The sequence below is a fragment of the Streptomyces torulosus genome (genome assembly GCF_001419765.1).
Lineage (GTDB): Bacteria > Actinomycetota > Actinomycetes > Streptomycetales > Streptomycetaceae > Streptomyces > Streptomyces torulosus.
Window position 1 is genome coordinate 1 of sequence record NZ_LIRK01000207.1, and the last position, 17,752, is coordinate 17,752.

Below are 17,752 nucleotides of genomic sequence, written 5' to 3' on the forward strand. Positions count from 1 at the left end.
CACCCTGGCCGCTCAGCTCTCGCCGCTCACCCCTGCCCCTCAGTTGTCCCCCCTCACCCCTCGGACGCCGGCCGCACCGCTCCTCCCACGCGCACCGCGTGCCGGGCGACCGTGTCGGCGAAGGCCCGGGCCGGGGGTGAGAGCGCGTCCCACCGCCGTACCGCCCAGCCGACGGTCAGCGGCGGCAGATCGGGGACCGGGACGAAGCGCAGGCCGGGGTGGCCGGGGCCGGTCCAGCCGGGCAGGGCGGGGACGACGGCGTGGGCGACCCCGAGTTCGGTGAGGAGGATCGCGGTGTCCCAGTCGGCGACCCCGGCTCCGGACGGGCCGGTCTTTATGCCCAACTGCCGGTAGGCGGCATCCAGATGGGCGTAGGAGGTGGAGTTCTCCGGTAGCCCGATGAGCCGCATCCCGTCCAGTTCCCCGGCGTCGATCCGCTCCCGCCCGGCGAGTTCGTCGTCGGCGCGTACGGCGAGCACCCAGGGGAGTTCGACGACGGCCCGCTGTTCGATGCCGCGGACGGCGGGCCCGAGGGTCACCCAGGACAGGTCGAGGTCGCGCGCGGGATCGCCCAGCGCGTCGACGCAGCCGGCGCTGGACCGTACGGTCTGGAACTCCAGTCCCACGTCCGGGTACGACCGCCGGAAGTCGACGATGCCCTGCGCCATGAAGTGCCGCACGGTCGTGCCGCCGGTGGCGATCCGTACGACGCCGCCGTCGCCCCGCACCATCTCGGCGAGCCGCCGCAGGGCGAGATCGAGCCCGGTGATCCCCTCGGCCGCGGCCTCCTGGAGCACGCGCCCGGCACGCGTGGGCACGACACCGCGGGCCTGCCGTTCGACCAGCCCGACCCCCACCTCGCGCTCCAGCCGCCGCACATGCTGACTCACCGCCGACTGCGTACAGCCCAGCTCCCGTGCCACGGCACTGAGACTCCCGGCCCGGCACACGGCGACGAAGACACGCAGATCATCGAGGGTCATGGAGGGGAAGATACCGAAGAACCCCAAGGGAGAGCTTGGGTGAGGCCGTCGAGACGGAGGCCAACCTTCCGCCCCGTCCCGCCGCCGCTCCCCGCTCGCCCACTTCCCACCCACTCCCCCACTCACTCGTTCGAATGACACCACCCTCGAAGCGACAGAAGGAACTCGCATCACGAAATCGAACAGGCGTAGCATTGCCGTGTGGCTAAGACCTATGACTTCCCCAGTGACCTCCTCGCCGGCCAGGAGGAGCTGCATCAGGTCCGGGCCGAGCTCCTGGCGCTGCTGAAGCGGCTGCCCTGGTCCGTCGAGCCCCTGGACGGTTTCAGCGACGACAAGGGCTGGCGGCAGATCGAGCGCCCCGCCTCCCCCGGCTGGACACCCGACGAACAGGCCGAGGTAGAGAAGCTCCGCGAACGCGAACGCGAACTGGCGGTGTTCGTCAGCTGCCACCGCTTCTGGGCGGAGGTGGCCCCGGAGGAACGCGTCGCGGCCCGCAGCCTGTTGAAGCACGCACGCGAGACGACGGAGAAGCCCCCGGAGGACGGGGCCTGAGAGAGGTGACTCCGAGCGCCCCCGCTCCCTGCCGCGATCCGCCCAAGGCCCGCCACCGCGCGGACCTTCGTCGTTCCGGGCCATTTCGTGTGTCACAGAATGATCGCGAATCCTTTACACCGTTCACACATCAACTACATTCGCCCCTCACGCACAAATCACCGCCAGGGGGGCGAGATGAGCCAGCAGTACCCGCAGCCCGGACCCGGGGGACCGCAGCAACCAGGCTGGGGAGCACCACAACCGCAGTACCCGCAGCAGCCCGGATGGGGCGGGCCGCCTCCGCCGCCGAAGAAGACGCCGGTCGGCATGATCATCGGACTCGGCTGCCTCGGCGTCGTCGTCCTCTTCGTCATCCTCGGTGCCATCGGCGCGATGGTCGGGGGCGACTCCAGCAGCACCAGCAAGGGCAAGACGGTCAGCAACGACGACGACAAGGTCACCGAGGCCGAGAAGAAGAAGGACGACGCGCCCGCGGCCGACCCCGAGCCCAGTAAGACCCCGAAGTCCGAGAAACTCGAGAAGACCGAAGAACCCAAGAAGGCCGACAAGCCCGCGAAGCCGAAGAAGCAGGTCGTCACCTTCAAGGTGTGGGGCACCGCCCCCGACGGCGTCCTCGGCCCGCTCGACATCACCTACGGCTCCGACAGCGACAGCCGGGCCGGCACCTGGAAGAACGGCAAGTTCACCGCCACCCTTCCGCTGGACGACGACGCCCTGTACTACACGGTGATGGCCCAGCTCCAGGGCTCCGGAGACATCAACTGCTCCGTCACCGTCGACGGACACACCGAGAAGGCGCACGCGTCCGGCGACTACAACATCTGCCACGCGCAGGCCAACGCCGGCCTCCTCGGCGGCTGGGACTGACACAGGCACATCCCACGGACCGAGCATGGAAACGGCCCCTCGAAGAGTCTTCGAGGGGCCGTCGCACGGCTGTCCACCGGTCCTGCCGGTCGGTGGGCGCGGACGGTTTCGAACCGCCGACATCCTGCTTGTAAGGCAGGCGCTCTACCCCTGAGCTACGCACCCGAGTACGAGTCGACAGCCTACATTGCCGTGGGCCGTGCCCCGCAAACCGTTAACCGGGGGTTATCCCCACCTTCGATCCGGGAGCGGCCCGGATCCCCCCGAAGACCCCCGCTCCGTACGGTCGAAGCACGCTCGGCGGATGCCGGCGGACATGGGAAAGACCGGCCCCAGGGGGAGATCGTCATGGCTCGTACGGCTCGCAGGTCACGCACGGGAACGGTGGCCGTCGCCGGGCTCGCCGTCGCACTCATGGCGTCCGTCGCCGCGTGCGGGGCGGACGCCGGGGACGACCGGGAGCCGGAGCACCGGGCCTTCGCCCTGGAGGGCCGTACGCTCACCGTCGACTCGGACGACTCGGCGCTGGAACTGGTCGCGGCGGATGTGGACGAGGTCGAGGTGACCCGGTGGTTCGAGGGCCGGGTCGTGGTCGGCGGGGACCCGCGGGTGACGTGGGAGATGAAGGACGACCGGCTGAAGCTGCGGCTGAAGTGCTCCGGCATCATCACGGACTGCTCCGCCAGGCACCGTATCGAGGTGCCGCGCGGCGTGGCCGTCGTCGTGGAGGACGGGGACGGGAGCGTGCGCGCGAAGGGGTTCGCCCAGTCGCTGAAGATCCGGACCGATGACGGCGCGGTACGGGTCAGCGACAGCAGCGGCCCACTGGAGATGCACAGCGCCGACGGCTCGGTGCACGCGCTCGGCGTCGAGTCGCGCAGCGTCCGGGCCAGTACGAAGGACGGCTCGGTCAAACTCGAACTCGGCGCGGTGCCCGACCTGGTGGAGTCCCGCAGCGACGACGGCTCCATCACCATCGGGCTGCCCCGCGAGGCCTCGTACCGGGTGACGACCGGGAGCGACGACGGCTCCGTGGCCGTGTCCGTGCCCCGTGACTCCGGCAGCTCCCATGTGGTGAAGGCCCACACCGAGGACGGTTCGGTCACCGTACGGAACGCCGGCTGATCACCCGACCCCCGCCGCCGGCCGCCCGACGGTCGCGGGTGCCCGGTCGCCCCACAGGTGCCGCCCCGCCCCCGCTATTTCGTCGCTGAACCGATCGGCCCGTGTTTTCGTCCTTGACCGGTGGGAGAATGGCACCGGTCAGGGCGGATGACAGCACGGGAGAGGGATGTGACGGCGACACCAGCAGAGCCGTACACGCCGATTGTGCCCAGCGCACGACAACCCCACAGCCGTGCACCACGACGAGCAGCCGGACCCCCGCGGCAGCGGCCCGGCCGGCCCCGCTCCCCGCGCTCCCTCCGGCGCTCCGCCGCCCGCGACTCCCTCCTGCTCCTCGGTCTGCCCCTGCTCGCCGCGCTGGCACTGCCCGCCGCGTTCGCCGGGGGCGGGACCCGGCGGTGGTTCGGCGGGCGGGCGGAAGGGCAGCGGGCCGAGGCGCAGGCGGCGAAGGACGCGGCGGCGGCCGCGTTCTACGAGTTGGACACCGCCCAGCGCGACCTGCGGATCTCGATAGAGACCATCACCGCGGTGGACGACTCCCCCGCCGCCCGCCAGGCGGTCTCCGGCTTCGAGGCGCTCGGCCGGCGGATCGACGAGGTCAGCGGCCGGTACATCGCCGCCGTCGACGCCCATGATCTGGACCGGGACGACCTGGAGGCGTCCGCCGCCGCCCGTGCCCGGACCGAGCTGACCGCCGCCAAGGACGAGCTGGGGCGGGTCAAGCAGGAGCTGGACCGTTTCGCCGAGGGGCTGGGCCCGCTGCTCGGCAAGGCCGAGACGCAGCTGGCCCGGCTCGCCCCGGCCGTGGAGCGCGCCCGGCAGGGCCTGCTCGCCGCCTCCAACGCCCTGGACGCCGTACGGGAGTCGGGGCTGAAGGCGGACGACCTCGCCGCGCGGCTCGCCGCGCTCGCCCCGGAGCTGACGAAGCTCAACCAGGGGGCAGGACGGCACGGCGTGGCGGAGACGCTGGAGCGCGCCGACCGGGTCGTGCGGGAGGCGGAGGCGGTGCGGGCGGAGGCCGAGCGGCTGCCGGAGAAGGCCGCCGAGATCGACCACCGGCTGGTGTCGCTGCGGACCCGCGCGGAGGCGCTGGGCACCCGGGCGGGGCAGGTGCCGCAGATGCTGAGCGAGCTGCGGCGCAGATTCGTGGCGTCCTGCTGGCAGGACCTCCAGCAGGTCCCGGACCAGGCCGCGGCCGACGTCGAGCAGGCTCAGCTGAAGCTGCGCGAGGCGCGGGCAGCGCGTGACGCGCAGCGCTGGCCGGACGCGACGGCGCTGCTGTCGACCGTGCGGGCGCTGCTGAACCGGACCGACGAGGCGGTCTCCGCGGCGGGCGACCGGCTGCGGCGGCTGAACGCGGTGCAGAAGGACCCCCAGCAGGAGATCGACCGCACCCGGTTCGCCATCCGTGACGCGCAGCGACTCGCCATGGCGGGCCGTTCCACGCCCGATCCCCGGCACGCCCGCCCGCTCGACGACTCCGTGGCCCGGCTGGACCGCGCGGTCGCCACGCTGGAGGGCCGGCACCCCGACTACTGGCACTTCCTGACCGAGACGGAGTCCGTGCGGCAGACGGTGTCCCATGTGGTCGACCAGATCCGCAAGGAGCGTGGCGGGAGCGCCTGACGGGCGGGGCCGGTTTGCCCGCCGGGGCACCCCGGCGGATGCTGAAGGGGTACGGAGGCCTCCGCTCACGCCTAGGAGGCGGATATGGCCACGCATGCCACGCACTCCCTGCGGTCCCAGGGCAAGCACGCGGGTCCCCGGCGGCGGATCAAGATCGACGAGCACCTTCCCGTCGACCACCGGCTGAGCCGGGTCTACCGGTTCGGGGCGGGCCTGATGGGCCTGTTCCTGGTCGCCTTCGGCATCCTCGGCCTGATCGACAAGGTCGGCTGGTTCGACACGCACGGCGACCAGGTCGCGGGGCTGAACACGAACGGCACGCTGAGCGTCCTGTCGATCGCGGTGGGGCTGCTGCTGCTCGTCGGCATGGTGATCGGCGGCAACTTCGCCTCCACGCTGAACATGACGCTGGGCGTCCTGTTCATCCTGAGCGGCTTCGGCAACATGGCCCTGCTGGACACCGACTCCAACTTCCTCGCCTTCCGCATCCAGAACGTCCTGTTCAGCTTTGTCGTCGGCATCCTGCTGATGACGTTCGGGATGTACGGCAGGGTCGGCTCGGCGCTGCCGCACGACAGCCCGTACTGGCGGGCCCGGCATCCGGCCCAGGCGGAGCGGGACGACCGGGTGCGGGCCGAGACCGATGAGGGCAGGCGGAAAAGGGCCGACGCCCTCACCGAAGGCGGAGAGGGCGCCGGCACGGGCTCCTGAGAGGCCCGACGGGAGTCGGCCCGCTCAGGTGCGGTACGCGTAGTAGTACGCGTTCGGGTACGAGGCGATGATGCTCGCCACCGAACGGCGGTAGGTGTCCGCGTCGTGGTACGTCAGGTACGGCACACCGCTGGAGCTGCGGAAGGTCACCATCATCGAGTGGTCCTTGTCGCCATCCCGGTTGAAGTCGACCTGGAGCACGTCACCGAGGTCCAACTGGTAGACGTTGGCCAGCGGAGTGGTGCGCTTGGCGGTCTGGGTGAACCAGGACCACTCGTTGACACCGATCCACGCGTCGGCCGTACCGTTCGAGGCGTAGTACCAGGTGTCGTACTCCTCGGGCGTCACCGTGGAGATCTGCTGCCAGCCGCCCGCCAGGAGACCCTGGCTGAGGTAGTTGGTGCAGTCACCGCCCATCGAGTTGTACTTGCGGTACGCCGGGTTGTAGTTCTTCCAGTACTTCTCGGTGTACGCCACCATCGCCTGGTAGTTGTACTTCCCGCCGTTGATCGTCTTCGGCGCGGAAGGAGCCGGCCAGCTGGTGGCGGCCTTCGGAGCCTGGTGGACGGCCATGGGCGTACGGCTCAGCTTGGCGTCCGCCGCCGGGGCGACGGGGTCGTTGATGCGCTGGGCGCCGCCGTCCGTGCCCTTCATGGCGGTCAGTTGCCACGTGCCACCGGACGCCGTGAAGGTGAGCTGGTGGTGCGCCTCGAAGCCCGTGGAGGCGGGCTCGTCGCCACGTATCTTCTTGTACTTCAGGCTCGTCCGCTCGGTGATCTTCACCGTGGCCTTCGTGCCCTTGACCTTGGTGCTGTCGACGGTGACCGCGGTGTCGGCCGAGGTGTAGGCCTCGCCCAGGGCCGCGAGACGCGCCTTGGTGGCGCGCAGGGCGCTCAGCTTGCCGTCCTCGACCTTCTTCTGGGCGCTGGACAGCTTGACGCCACCGGTGGGCTTCAGCGACTTGCGGGCCGCCCCACCACCGACGAGCACGGCCGTGCGGTCGGTGATCACGTTGTCCGCGACCCGCCCGAACGCGTCCTTGGTCGCCTTCGTGACCTTGGGCGTCGACCCGGCGGCCTGCGCGGCGGTCATGGGCAGCAGCGCGGTGGCCAGTACGGCCGCCGCGACGGTCGAGCCTGCGAGGCTCAACGTCCTTGATCTCACTGCATTCTCCTTGCCCCCGAGTTGGTCGTACCCGGGGTCCGAATCTTTACATGACCTCCTCAAGCGAAGCAGGTCGGGGGGAATAACAAGTCGGAGAACGGGAAGACTATTTGACCACTGTCGCCCAGTCCGGCGACTGCCCGGGGTCCAGATTGCGCAGGTTCGCCAGGGTCGACGGCTTCTGTACGTCCATCCAGTCGGCCAACTCCTGGAAGGACACGCATTTCACGTCCTTCTTGGTGCAGACGTTCTTGATGATCTCGTCGACGGCGTTCATGTAGATGCCGCCGTTCCACTGCTCGAAGTGGTTGCCGATGAACAGCGGTGCGCGACTGCCGTAGTAGACGCGGTTGAAGCCGGACATGTAGGTGTCGATGGTCTCCCGCTGCCAGGTCGAGTACATCGCCGGGTCACCGTTGGTCTCGCCGTCCGACTGGTTGTAGAGGAAGTTGAAGTCCATCGACAGCGCCTGGTACTCGTCGTTGAACGGGAGCATCTGCAGCGGGAAGTCCCAGACGCCCTCCTTCTTGGCGGGCCACACCTGGTAGGCGCCCGGGGAGCTGGCGTCGTAGCGGTAGCCGAAGCCCTTGGCCGCCTTCAGCAGGTTCTTCTGCCCCTCCAGGCAGGGCGCGCGGCCGCCGGTGACGGCCTTGACGTCGAAGGGCAGCGGGTCCATGTCGGTGAAGCCGGTGTTGGTCTTCCAGTTCTCCAGGAAGGAGTTGAACTCCTCGATCTCCTGCTTCCACTCCGCGACGCTCCAGTCGCCGCCGCCCTTCGCACCGCAGAAGTGGCCGTTGAAGTGGGTGCCTATCTCGTTGCCCTCGCGCCAGGCCTCGCCGAGTTCCTCGATGGTGGTGCGGATGTGGTCGTCGGTGGCGTAGCTGATCGCCGCGGAGCCCTTGTCGTGCTGCGGCGGGTCGTAGAGGTTCCTCTTGTCCTTCGGCAGCAGGTAGATGCCGGTGAGGAAGAACGTCATGTGCGCGTTGTAGCGCTTCGCCATCTGCCGGTAGTGATCGAAGAGGTTGTCGTCGCCGGCCAGGGCGCCGTCCCAGGAGAACACGACGAACTGCGGGGGCTTCTCGCCCGGCTTGAGCGGTACGGCCTTCAACTGCCCCTTCTGCGGGCCGGTGTACGACGTGGAGCCGTCCCCGATGACCTTGGTCTTGCCGTCCCACTTCGGTTCGGCGTTCTTGGCGGAGTTGCCCTTGCTGTCCCCGCCACCGGAGGACGACGCGGTCGGCGCGGTACTGGTCGTACGGTTCAGCACCATGTAGCCGCCGACGAGGGAGGCGACGACGAGCAGCGCGGCCAGGGTCAGGAACTGCGGCCGGGTGGTGCGGCGGGGCTGACGTGCTTTGCGGCGGCGGCCCTTGTGTGACTTGCTGCCAGGCTTCATGTGCGGCTCATTCTGCGAGGATGGCGGGTCGGGTGCTCATCGGGCGTCAGCCGACGCTCGTCGCACGGGACCAGATGTCGTAGGGCACGCCGGATCCGGGGGTTCCGGCGATGCCGTCGAGCCGCAGCGGCTCCAGGCTCTTGGACAGGTCGATCCGGTACAGGACGACCGCGGTCGACACCTTCTCCGCCGTGCCGACGTACCAGGCGGCCTTGTCGTCCTGGGTCGTCCCGCCCTTGCCCGCGACCTCGAAGGAGGCGGCGCCGGGCGAGGTGGGGTGGTCGCTGCGGAAGGCGTCCGTGAGCGCCTCGGTGACCTGCCGGGCCACCTCGGCGCCCACCGCCCGCTTCGGCTTGGGTGTGGACATCCCGACCTTGGATCCGTTGTGGGTGATCTTCCGCACCGAGTACGGCTCGGTGTGCCGGCCGTCCGCGGCGAACGTGCTGTAGCCGCTGGCCATACGGATCGCGCTGGGCGTGGCGCTGCCGACGGACAGGGCGGGCACCTGCGCCCCGAAGCTGGACGACAGCAGTCCGGCCGCCTCGGCGGTGGAGCGCACCTTGTTCAGACCGGTGTCCATGCCGAGCTGCATGAACGGGGAGTTCACCGACTTGGCGAGCGCGTCGTGCAGGGTGATCTGGCCGTAGGACCGCTTGCCGTCGTTGCGGGCGCGGACCCGTTTGCCGTTGCGGTCCCAGTAGGGGCCCTCGGGCGTGGTGACGACGACCCCGTCGTCACCGTTGTAGAGCGTCTGCGGGGTGACAGGTGTCGACCGGCCGTCGCGTTCCTTGACGACGCCGTGTTCCAGGGCGGCGGCGTAGACGAAGGGCAGGAACGCCGAGCCGGACGGGACGGTGGTCGCGTTGGACTCGTTGTAGCCCTGTCTGCGGTGGTCGGGGCCGCCGTAGACGGCGAGGATCCGTCCGTCGGCGGCGACGGAGGACGCTCCGAAGTGGGCGGCCTTCGCCTTCTTGGGGCTGTCCTTCTGGACCTTCTTGCGGGCCTCGGCGACGGCGGCGGTCAGCTCGGTCTGCCGCTTGCGGTCGAAGGTCGTGTAGATCTGGTAGCCGCCCATGTCGAACTCCTGGGCCGGTATGTTCCCGGCCTTCTTCGCGTACTGGGCGGCCAGCTCCACGAGGTAGTCGCTCTGCTTGCCGGTGTCGTACTGGTTCGACTGCTTCAGCGGCTCGGGGAACTTCTGGTACGTGGCGCGCTCGGCCTTGGAGAGCTTGCCGATGTCGACCATCCGGTCCAGGATCCACTCCCAGCGCACGACGGCCCGGGCGTGGTTGGACCGGCTGAGGGAGGGGTCGTACAGGGCGGCGCCCTTGAGGAGGGAGGCGAGGAAGGCGGCCTCGCTCACGTTCAGCTGGCTGACGTCCTTGCCGTAGTACGCCTGGGCGGCCCGCTGGATGCCGTAGGTGCCGCGGCCGAACCAGCTGGTGTTGAGGTAGCCCTCCAGGATCTCGTCCTTGCTCATCTGGTTGTCGAGCTTGAGGGCGAGCATCGCCTCGTCGAACTTGCGGCCGAGCGAGCGGTCCTGGGTCAGATAGACGTTCTTGACGTACTGCTGCGTGATCGTCGAGCCACCCTGGGTGTCGCCCTCACCCACGGTGCGCACCAGGGCCCGGGTGATACCGCTGAAGGATATGCCGGGGTCGGAGTAGAAGCTCGAGTTCTCCGCCGCGAGGACCGCCCAGCGCACGTCCTCGGGGACGTCCTTCAGCGGCATCGCCTGGCGCCGCACCCAGCCGGTACGCGCCATGGGCGTGCCGTCGGACCAGAAGTACACGTTGTCCTGCTGGGTGGCGAAGGTGTTGAGGTCCTCGGGTATGTCCGTGGCGGCGTAGGCGATGGTCAGCAGCATGGTGCTGAACGCCACGGCGAGCCCTCCGGCGCCCAGCGACTGCCGCCAGGACGGCACCCAGCGCCGCCAGTCGGTACGGCCGGGGCGCGGGTACTGCGGGCGTATTCGGCGGGCATACGGGGCCAACGGGGCGAGACGCGGGCCCGCGGCGGCCAGAAATCTGGCGCGAACCGACGGCCGGGCCGCCTTGCGCCTGTCCCGCCTGCCGCCCGTCGCCGACGGCTCCGGCCGGCTGTCGAGCATGCCCGGTTCGAGCACGCGCAGCTGCATGGTCTCGTCCGCCGGCGGGGGCGGGGCCTTGAGCTCCATCGTCTCGTCCGCCGGCGGAGGCGGAGCCTTCAGCTCCATGGTGAACTCGGACTCCGGGAGTCCCTGCTCCCGGCGCTCCTGTGCCGCTCCCCGTCGGCGGCGCATGCGGCCCTCTCCTTCAGCACTGCCCATGGCGCGCTCCGCTGCGGGGACGGCTCATGTGCTGTGCGGCGACGATCCGGCGGAACGCGGCAACCTTTCGCCCGCCCACGGCGACATAGCGACCGGGGGACGTGACTCCCGATCGACACAGGACAGCGGTCATGACTGTCCCCCCCTCCCACTTGGCATCGCCCGCGTGGACCGTCACAGCCGCCACACCCGCGGCTGTGAGCCCCCCGGTCCCCCCGGTCCCCCGGCCGTCCGGTCTCCACACAGCGACCACAAATTATCAGTCACTTTCACAACCGCCCCGGTCGGCAGCGTGAAAATTTGGCCAGTGTGACCGACCCGTCGAAAAGTATCCCTGCTGACGGCGGCCCGCCGCCGGTTAGCCTGAACACATGCCTCGCTACGAATACCGCTGCCGGACCTGCGGCGACACCTTCGAACTGAGCCGTCCGATGGCCGAGTCGTCCGCCCCCGCGGACTGCCCCTCGGGCCACCCGGACACGGTCAAGCTCCTGTCGACGGTCGCGGTGGGCGGCTCGGCCTCCGCTGCCGCCCCCGCGCCCCGGGCGGGCGGCGGCGGGGGCGGCGGATGCTGCGGCGGCGGATGCTGCGGTTGATCACACTGGGTTCAACGGCCTCCGGCCCGGGAGCGTTCATCCGCACCTCAGGCTCCCTTCAGCTTCGTTCCCCTAGCCTGCGCCCATGACAGCCATGCAAGCGGAGTCGATGAGCGGCGCACCCCTGTGGATCATAGGTCTGATGGATCTGCTGGGGGCACCGGGGGCCGGTCTGGCCGTCGCCCTGGAGAACCTCTTCCCGCCGATCCCCAGCGAGGTCGTCCTCCCTCTCGCCGGCTTCGCCGCGAGCACCGGCCGGATGGACCTCTACGCCGCGCTGCTGTGGACCACGGCGGGCTCCGTCATCGGCGCCCTCGCCCTGTACGGCGTGGGCGCCCTCCTGGGCCGCGACCGCACCCTGGCGATCGCCGCGAAGCTGCCCCTCGTCAAGGTCTCCGACGTGGAGCGGACGGAGGCGTGGTTCCTCCGGCACGGCACCAAGGCGGTCTTCTTCGGCCGGATGATCCCGGTCTTCCGCAGCCTGATCTCGGTCCCCGCCGGCGTCGAACGCATGCCCCTGCCCGTCTTCACGCTCCTCACCGCCCTGGGCAGCGCGATCTGGAACACGCTCTTCGTGCTGGCCGGCTACTTCCTGGGCGCGAACTGGACCGAGGTGACGGCGGTCGTCTCGACGTACTCGAAGATCGTCCTGGCGGCCGCCGCGCTGGCCGTGCTGGCCTTCGTGTCGCTCCGCCTCCTGAGGAGGGGCGACACCAGGGGGGCGCGGGGAACCGCACGCTCGGCCACCGACGACCGGCAGCCCGCGGACCGCGGCAACCCCGCCCCCTGAAGGGACCGGACCGGAGCACGCCCGGCCGACGGCCCCCGGCGTCACCCTTCCCGCGCGGCCCGGAGGAACTCCCGCAGGATCCGCTCCCCGGCCATGACCCCCCGCTCCGGCAGCGCCGTGATCGTCGGCCCCGACCAGCCGGCGTCCGCCAGCTCACCGTGCCCGGGCCGCCACGCCCGGTCCGCCGCCAGCAGCAGATCCGCGTCGAGCAGCGAGTCGCCCGCGGCCACCGTCAGCTGCGCCCCGGTCCGCCGGGCGACCTCCCGCATCGCCGCGCTCTTCGTCAGCGGCTTCGGCACGGCGTACAGCTTCCGGCCCTGCAGCGACACCGTCCAGCCCCGGTTCTCCGCCCACACCGCGAGCCCCTTCACCCACTCCTCGGGCAGCAGCTCGCGCTCGACGACGAGATAGACGAAGAGGTCCTCGGCGATGCGGTGCTTGCGCACCCACGTCGGGTCGGCGGTGGCGGCGAGATGGTCCCGGACCTCCTCCAGCGGCGCGCACTCTTCCGCGAGCCGCGCGGTCACGCCCGCGTACCAGTCGGGGTCCGAGACCCCGTCGACCAGCAGATGCCCGCCGTTCGCGCAGATCGCGTACGTCGGGGTGGGCCCGGGCAGATTGATCCGCTGGTACTGCTTGCGGGTCCGGGTCGTCGTCGGTACGAACACCGCCGCGTCCCCCAGCTCCGTGAGCAGCCCCGCCGCCGTCTCGGTCAGAAACGACAGGGGCTTGCTCTCGTGCACCTCGACGGTGAGCAGCCGGGGCGCCCGCGCGTCCGGCATGGTCAGCGCGAGCGCTGCGGTCGAGTAGATGAGCGTACGGTCGAGATCGCTGGCGACGAGCACACGGGGGCCGGGCATCAGACCGCCACCGCCTTGCCGTCGGCGCCGGTCGCGCCCCTGGTGTACTTGGGGTGGATCAGTCCCACACAGGTGTACGGCAGCTCCGCCACCTCTTCCACCGGTACCCCTCTCTGTTCGGCGAGCAGGCGTACGTGGTCGAGGTCCGCGCCCGCCCCGGCCCGCGCGAGGATCTTCCACGGTACCCGGCGCAGCAGCACCCGGGTGGTCTCCCCGACGCCGGGCTTGACCAGGTTGACGTCGTGGATCCCGTACTCCTCGCTGATCCGCTCGACGGCCGCCCAGCCCTCCCAGGTGGGAGCGCGGTCGGCGGACAGCAGGTCCTTGGTGCGGGCGTCGACCGCGTCGGCGACGTCGGCGAAGCGGGCCGAGACGACGTCCAGGAACTCCACGGACACATCGACGCCGGCCAGCTCGCGGTAGAACTTGGCGCCGTGGAAGTCGTCGGGTCCGACGAGGTCCGCGCGCAGCACGGTCCGCGATATCAGCCCGGAGACGGTCGAGTTGAGGCACGCCGAGGGGATGAGGAAGTCCTCGCGGGTGCCGTAGGTGCGGACGCAGGAGCCGGGGTCGGCCAGCACCGCGATCTCCGGGTCGAACCCGGTGACGCCCTCGGCCCGCTCGAACTCCTCGATGGCGGCGGCGAGTTCACGGGTGATCGCGCCCTTGCCGGTCCAGCCGTCGACGAACACGACGTCCGCCGGGTCGTGGTGGGCGGCCAGCCAGCGCAGCGCGTTGGCGTCGATGCCGCGGCCCCGCACGATCGAGACGGCGTAGTGCGGCAGTTCGACACCGTGGCGCTGCTGCGCCCACCGGCGCATCAGCACGCCCACGGGCGTCCCGGCGCGGGCGAGCGACACGAGGACGGGGCGCGGGGACCGCTCCGCGAGCACGGTCTCGGTCACGACCCCGACGGCCACGGCGATCCGCTCGGCCGAGGCGTCCAGGGCGCTGTGGAAGAGGGCCTGGTACTGCTCGCTCGGCTGGTACTCGACCGGCAGCGACTCGGCGTAGTGCGCCCCGCCGCTCTGGATGGCCTCCTCCCGCTCCTCGGTCGGCGCCTCCAGGGTCACCTCGGAGAGGTCCTGCAGCAGCCACCCGACCTCCTCGGCCGCATAGGAGGAGAACGCGGGGCCGCGCAGGGGCTCGGGCAGCATGAAGGGCCTTTCGGTGCGGTGCGGGGGCAGGGCCCCGTCCTTCGACGGGACAGGGGACGGGACGTAGGACGGGACGACCGCGAGGAGGACGGTCGGGGTGTGGGCGGCGAGGGTGGCCAGGAGGCCGTCGTGCGCGTGGAGGGCGGGCGTGTCGGCGGTCGAGTCGACGACGGCGATCACCGCGTCGAAGCCGCCGCCGGCCACGTTGTACGCGTACCGCTCGCCCGGCCCGTCCGCGGGCTCGTCGTGGGCGGGGAAGACGACACGGCTGCGTATCGCGTAGCCGGGGTCGTCGACGGCCAGCACGGGCGACCTCGTGGTGGTGGAGAACCGTATCTCCGCCCCGTCCACCAGCCGCTCCAGCTCCGTCGCCAGCCGCAGCGGCGCGTACATCAGCTCCTCGAAGCCGAGCACGAGCACCCGTCGGGCCGACTCGGGCAGGGCCCGGGCAAGGCGTGTGGCCATGCCCGGCAGCGCGGCCTCCAACCGCTTCCGGTGCGCGGGGGCGAACCCGTGCCGCCCGCCGTCGGGCACGCCCTGGGGCCAGCCCAGCTCGACCCGGCCGACCCACCCCGCGCACACCGGGGCGGCGGGCGCCCCCTCGTGCTCGGCGACCAGCGCCTGCCCCTTCTCCAGCACGCCCTCCGGGAGCCGCACGGTCCCCTTGGCGGTGGTCACCAGGTCGACGCGCGCCCCGATCTCCCGGGCGAACCCGGCGAGCCGCCCCTGGTCCTCGGCCGACCGCATGTCGACCAGGGCCACGACGACGTACCGCTCGCGCGGATACCGCTCGTGCAGCGCGCGGATGGTGTTGAGGACCGTGTTCCCGGTGGAGAACTCGTCGTCGACGAGGACCAGCGGCCCGGTCCCGGCCAGCAGCTCCGGGTCCTCGGGCAGCAGCAGGTGCGACGTCGCGTGGGAGTGGGACTCCTCGAAGCCGCCGGCCTGGGCGACACCGTCGACGGGCCGCCGGGTGGAGTGGAGGTAGGGCGCGTCGCCGAGCCCGTCCGCGACGGAGTGCCCGAGTCCGGTCGCGGTCTCGGCGTACCCGAGGACGACCGAGGCCCGTGCCCCGTCGGCCCCCAGCAGGTCCCGCACCCGGCGGCCGAGGGCGACCCCGTGCCCGTGCACGACGGCCGGCGACTGCGGCACATGCTTGCCGAGCACGTTCGACACGAGCAGATGCGCCCGCTTGGGGTTGCGCCGCAGCGCGAGCCCCAGCAGACCGCTCAGCTCCTCGTCACCCACCAGCTCGACCCCGAGCCGCTCGGCGACCCAGGTCCCGGACCAGATCGGGTCGTTCACTGCGTTGTTCATCGATTCCTTCGTCGGTTACGACAGGTGCGGGCGGCCACGAGGGTGCGGGCGGCGTGGCTCCTCAGTCGGGCAGCCCCGCGGCCAGCAGGTCCACGAAGCCGATGTCCTCGTTGGCCACACCGAAGACCTCGGCCCGCTGCAGAACCCTTTCAGCCCAGGCCCGGTGCGGCTTGACCTCGTTCATCTTGTTCCGGGAGGCGGAGCGCAGGACCCCGCCGCCGCCCCGCTCGGGGCGCAGGATGTCCTCGGCGTCGCTGAACTCCTCGTGGCTGACCACGGACAGCGCGTGCACGGGCAGCACATGCGAGGGGTGGATGCAGGTCTTGCCGAGCAGACCGTTGGCCTGGTCGAGGGAGATCTCGCGCAGCAGTCCGTCCAGGGCGTGCTCTATCAGTGTCTCGCGCAGCCGCCCGGCGCGGTTCTCCAGGAAGGGGCTGGTGCGCAGCTGCGGCTTGAACATGCGCTCCTGCACCCGGAAGTACTCCCACACGGGCCCGGTCACCGTGAACCCGGTGCCGTCCGCCCGCCCCAGCACGTTCACCACGTCCGCGATCACGGAGGCGACGATCTGGACGTCGTACGCGGTCATGTCGGGTGCCCGGCGCAGCGCGTACGAGGAGCAGAAGTCGGTGACGCCGAGGCGCAGGGCGAGGACGCGGTCGCGGTACTTGTCGACGGTGTGGGCGATGCCCTGGAGGGCCTCTACGCGCGTCTCCCGGTACATCAGCTCGGGCGATTCCAGCACGGGCATGGCGAACAGTCGCCGTCCGCTCGCGGCCTCGGCGGCGGTGAGCGCCTCCAGGAAGGCGATGCCGCGCTCCTCGGTGAACTTCGGGAGTACGAATCCGGACAGCAGCCGTACGTCCGGGCCGAGCCGCCGTACGAGGTCGGGGATCTGCTCGGGGAAGCGGACCCGGATGAACAGCAGCGGCAGATCGGCGTCCGGGCGCGCGGCGAGGTCGGCGAACTGCCGGACGACGTTCTCCTCGGCGGCCACGACCTCCGCGTCGTCGATGGAGTCCTCCAGGCACAGCACCATGGAGACCACACCGCGCCCGGCCTGCTTGACGATGTCGTCGGCCAGCCGCTCGCGGGTCGCCGGGCTGTAGAGGGTGGCGCCGAGGGCGGCGGCGAGGACACGGGCCGGTGAGTCGGCGGTGAAGACACCCGGCTCGCGGAAGAAGAGGCGCTGACGCTCCTCAGGGGCGATATGCCCGAAGTGACGCATGGAGATCCCCCGTGGCTGCTGGGCGGCCGGTCGTGAAGGTGGCCGGTAATAGTACGTACAAATGTGTGTCTTCAGTTCCCTCCGGGCGTGAAGTTCTGGTAACCCGGCCATGTCGGCCGCTCGACGACCCGACCGGCCCATCCACGCCCCCGCGTTGTCGTGATCAGGACCGAGAGGGCAGGATGAACGACATGACGCACGCGATGCTGAAGGGGTCGAACGTCCCGATCGAAGCCACGGCGGTCCGCGCCGTGCTGCGCTGGGCGCCCGGACAGGGTGCCCCGGAAGTCGACGCCTCGGCGCTGCTCCTCGGCCCCGACGGACGGGTACGGTCCGACGAGGACTTCGTGTTCTACAACCAGCCGCGCCACCCCTCGGGCAAGGTGTGGCGGCTCGGCAAGAAACGCGTCGCCGACGGCCTCACCGACACCATCCAGACTGACCTGGCCGGTGTCGAGTCCGCCGTCGGCCAGATTCTCCTCGTGGCCTCCGCCGACGACGTCACCTTCGACCACGTACGTTCCCTGCGCATCCTGCTGTACGACGCCACGGTCTCCGACGCGGAACCGCTGGCGTACTTCGACATCAAGCCGGAGACGGGCGAGGAGACCGCGCTGATCTGCGGCGAGCTCTACCGCCGGGGCGGCGGCTGGAAGTTCCGCGCCCTCGGCGAGGGCTACACCAACGGCCTCCAGGGCCTCGCCACCGACTTCGGCATCTCGGTCGACGAGTCGGAGGCGGCGGCCGCCGCGGCGAACCAGACGTCCACCACGCAGGCCCCGGCACCTGAGGTGTCGGCCCCGCTCCCCCCGGAGCAGCCGACCACCGGGGTGCCGTCCCAGCCGGCGTACGGCTACCCCCCGGCGGCGCCGACCCAGCAGCCGCCCCAGCCCGCCTACGGCTACCCGCACACCCAGCAGGCCCCCGCGACGGCCGGCGCCGCCTACGGCTACCCGCAGCCCACGGGCGCCGGCCCGGGCTCCGACGTCCGGCTCCCTCCGCAGGGCCCGCAGTTCATCGGCAGGTGAACGTCCGGGAGCCGGGGAAAGGCCCCGCGCGGGGCCTT

General features: G+C 71.0%; 15 protein-coding genes and 1 tRNA gene. 8 read left to right on the plus strand and 8 right to left on the minus strand.

Features of this window, described 5'->3' with window-relative positions; translation table 11 throughout:
- Positions 1 to 53 precede the first annotated feature (53 nt).
- A complete protein-coding gene (locus tag AOK23_RS15370) occupies positions 54 to 983 on the minus strand; it encodes a LysR family transcriptional regulator (protein ID WP_055713293.1) in 930 nt (309 codons plus the stop codon).
- 201 nt (positions 984 to 1,184) lie between these two features.
- Between AOK23_RS15370 and AOK23_RS15375 the strand changes: the two genes are divergently transcribed.
- Together AOK23_RS15375 and AOK23_RS49780 are read left to right on the plus strand one after the other, a co-directional pair.
- A complete protein-coding gene (locus tag AOK23_RS15375; protein ID WP_055713282.1) occupies positions 1,185 to 1,538 on the plus strand; it encodes a hypothetical protein in 354 nt (117 codons plus the stop codon).
- 177 nt (positions 1,539 to 1,715) lie between these two features.
- Entirely contained in the window at positions 1,716 to 2,408 is a 693-nt protein-coding gene (locus AOK23_RS49780) for a hypothetical protein (protein ID WP_240496397.1), read from the plus strand.
- 93 nt (positions 2,409 to 2,501) lie between these two features.
- Here the strand turns inward: AOK23_RS49780 and AOK23_RS15385 are convergent.
- Positions 2,502 to 2,573 (minus strand) — tRNA-Val (locus tag AOK23_RS15385).
- A gap of 183 nt (positions 2,574 to 2,756) precedes the next feature.
- Here AOK23_RS15385 and AOK23_RS15390 point away from each other — a divergent pair.
- The 3 genes from AOK23_RS15390 (at position 2,757) to AOK23_RS15400 (ending at position 5,870) form a co-directional block, all read left to right on the plus strand.
- Positions 2,757 to 3,533: a DUF4097 family beta strand repeat-containing protein gene (locus AOK23_RS15390; protein WP_055713283.1), complete on the plus strand. Its 777-nt coding sequence runs from the start codon at positions 2,757 to 2,759 to the stop codon at positions 3,531 to 3,533.
- Positions 3,534 to 3,701: 168 nt separating this feature from the next.
- Entirely contained in the window at positions 3,702 to 5,159 is a 1,458-nt protein-coding gene (locus AOK23_RS15395; protein WP_055713284.1) for a hypothetical protein, read from the plus strand.
- Positions 5,160 to 5,243: 84 nt separating this feature from the next.
- The gene (locus AOK23_RS15400; RefSeq protein WP_055713285.1) at positions 5,244 to 5,870 is read left to right on the plus strand and encodes a DUF4383 domain-containing protein; all 627 of its coding nucleotides are present in this window, start codon (positions 5,244 to 5,246) and stop codon (positions 5,868 to 5,870) included.
- Between the two features lie 24 nt (positions 5,871 to 5,894).
- On the opposite strand, the gene AOK23_RS15405 is transcribed toward AOK23_RS15400, so the two are convergent.
- The 3 genes from AOK23_RS15405 to AOK23_RS15415 form a co-directional block, all read right to left on the minus strand.
- Complete coding sequence (locus tag AOK23_RS15405) at positions 5,895 to 7,034, minus strand: amidase domain-containing protein (protein WP_055713286.1); 1,140 nt, start codon at positions 7,032 to 7,034, stop codon at positions 5,895 to 5,897.
- Positions 7,035 to 7,140: 106 nt separating this feature from the next.
- Positions 7,141 to 8,430, minus strand: a complete 1,290-nt coding sequence (locus tag AOK23_RS15410; RefSeq protein ID WP_055713287.1) for a polysaccharide deacetylase family protein — start codon at positions 8,428 to 8,430, stop codon at positions 7,141 to 7,143.
- A 46-nt stretch (positions 8,431 to 8,476) separates the two neighbouring features.
- On the minus strand, positions 8,477 to 10,606 hold the full coding sequence (locus tag AOK23_RS15415; protein ID WP_055713295.1) for a transglycosylase domain-containing protein: 2,130 nt from the start codon (positions 10,604 to 10,606) through the stop codon (positions 8,477 to 8,479).
- 503 nt (positions 10,607 to 11,109) lie between these two features.
- Between AOK23_RS15415 and AOK23_RS15420 the strand changes: the two genes are divergently transcribed.
- Both AOK23_RS15420 and AOK23_RS15425 read left to right on the plus strand, forming a co-directional pair.
- Positions 11,110 to 11,334, plus strand: a complete 225-nt coding sequence (locus tag AOK23_RS15420; RefSeq protein ID WP_055713288.1) for an FmdB family zinc ribbon protein — start codon at positions 11,110 to 11,112, stop codon at positions 11,332 to 11,334.
- Between the two features lie 94 nt (positions 11,335 to 11,428).
- Positions 11,429 to 12,124, plus strand: coding sequence for a DedA family protein (locus tag AOK23_RS15425; RefSeq protein ID WP_055713289.1), 696 nt, complete (start codon positions 11,429 to 11,431; stop codon positions 12,122 to 12,124).
- A 41-nt stretch (positions 12,125 to 12,165) separates the two neighbouring features.
- Here AOK23_RS15425 and AOK23_RS15430 read toward each other — a convergent pair whose 3' ends face one another.
- The 3 genes from AOK23_RS15430 to AOK23_RS15440 all read right to left on the minus strand — a co-directional run bounded on the left by AOK23_RS15430 (position 12,166) and on the right by AOK23_RS15440 (position 16,686).
- A complete protein-coding gene (locus tag AOK23_RS15430; protein ID WP_055713290.1) occupies positions 12,166 to 12,984 on the minus strand; it encodes an HAD family hydrolase in 819 nt (272 codons plus the stop codon).
- Positions 12,984 to 15,458 (minus strand): phosphoribosyltransferase, encoded by a 2,475-nt coding sequence (locus tag AOK23_RS15435; RefSeq protein ID WP_055713291.1) that lies wholly within the window; start codon positions 15,456 to 15,458, stop codon positions 12,984 to 12,986. Before AOK23_RS15435 ends, AOK23_RS15430 begins: the two co-directional genes overlap by 1 nt.
- Before the next feature lie 61 nt (positions 15,459 to 15,519).
- Positions 15,520 to 16,686, minus strand: coding sequence for an HpcH/HpaI aldolase/citrate lyase family protein (locus tag AOK23_RS15440; RefSeq protein WP_055713292.1), 1,167 nt, complete (start codon positions 16,684 to 16,686; stop codon positions 15,520 to 15,522).
- Between the two features lie 191 nt (positions 16,687 to 16,877).
- Between AOK23_RS15440 and AOK23_RS15445 the strand changes: the two genes are divergently transcribed.
- Positions 16,878 to 17,714, plus strand: coding sequence for a TerD family protein (locus tag AOK23_RS15445; protein ID WP_055713296.1), 837 nt, complete (start codon positions 16,878 to 16,880; stop codon positions 17,712 to 17,714).
- The last annotated feature ends 38 nt before the right edge of the window (positions 17,715 to 17,752 follow it).

Excerpts from the sequence above, each read along its gene's own strand:
- AOK23_RS15425 (WP_055713289.1), top strand. The coding sequence starts at position 11,429 with ATGCAAGCGGAGTCGATGAGCGGCGCACCCCTGTGGATCATAGGTCTG.
- AOK23_RS15410 (WP_055713287.1), bottom strand. The coding sequence starts at position 8,430 with ATGAAGCCTGGCAGCAAGTCACACAAGGGCCGCCGCCGCAAAGCACGT.
- AOK23_RS15415 (WP_055713295.1), bottom strand. The coding sequence starts at position 10,606 with ATGGAGCTCAAGGCCCCGCCCCCGCCGGCGGACGAGACCATGCAGCTG.
- AOK23_RS49780 (WP_240496397.1), top strand. The coding sequence starts at position 1,716 with ATGAGCCAGCAGTACCCGCAGCCCGGACCCGGGGGACCGCAGCAACCA.
- AOK23_RS15435 (WP_055713291.1), bottom strand. The coding sequence starts at position 15,458 with ATGAACAACGCAGTGAACGACCCGATCTGGTCCGGGACCTGGGTCGCC.
- AOK23_RS15400 (WP_055713285.1), top strand. The coding sequence starts at position 5,244 with ATGGCCACGCATGCCACGCACTCCCTGCGGTCCCAGGGCAAGCACGCG.
- AOK23_RS15445 (WP_055713296.1), top strand. The coding sequence starts at position 16,878 with ATGACGCACGCGATGCTGAAGGGGTCGAACGTCCCGATCGAAGCCACG.
- AOK23_RS15390 (WP_055713283.1), top strand. The coding sequence starts at position 2,757 with ATGGCTCGTACGGCTCGCAGGTCACGCACGGGAACGGTGGCCGTCGCC.
- AOK23_RS15420 (WP_055713288.1), top strand. The coding sequence starts at position 11,110 with ATGCCTCGCTACGAATACCGCTGCCGGACCTGCGGCGACACCTTCGAA.
- AOK23_RS15440 (WP_055713292.1), bottom strand. The coding sequence starts at position 16,686 with ATGCGTCACTTCGGGCATATCGCCCCTGAGGAGCGTCAGCGCCTCTTC.
- AOK23_RS15430 (WP_055713290.1), bottom strand. The coding sequence starts at position 12,984 with ATGCCCGGCCCCCGTGTGCTCGTCGCCAGCGATCTCGACCGTACGCTC.
- AOK23_RS15370 (WP_055713293.1), bottom strand. The coding sequence starts at position 983 with ATGACCCTCGATGATCTGCGTGTCTTCGTCGCCGTGTGCCGGGCCGGG.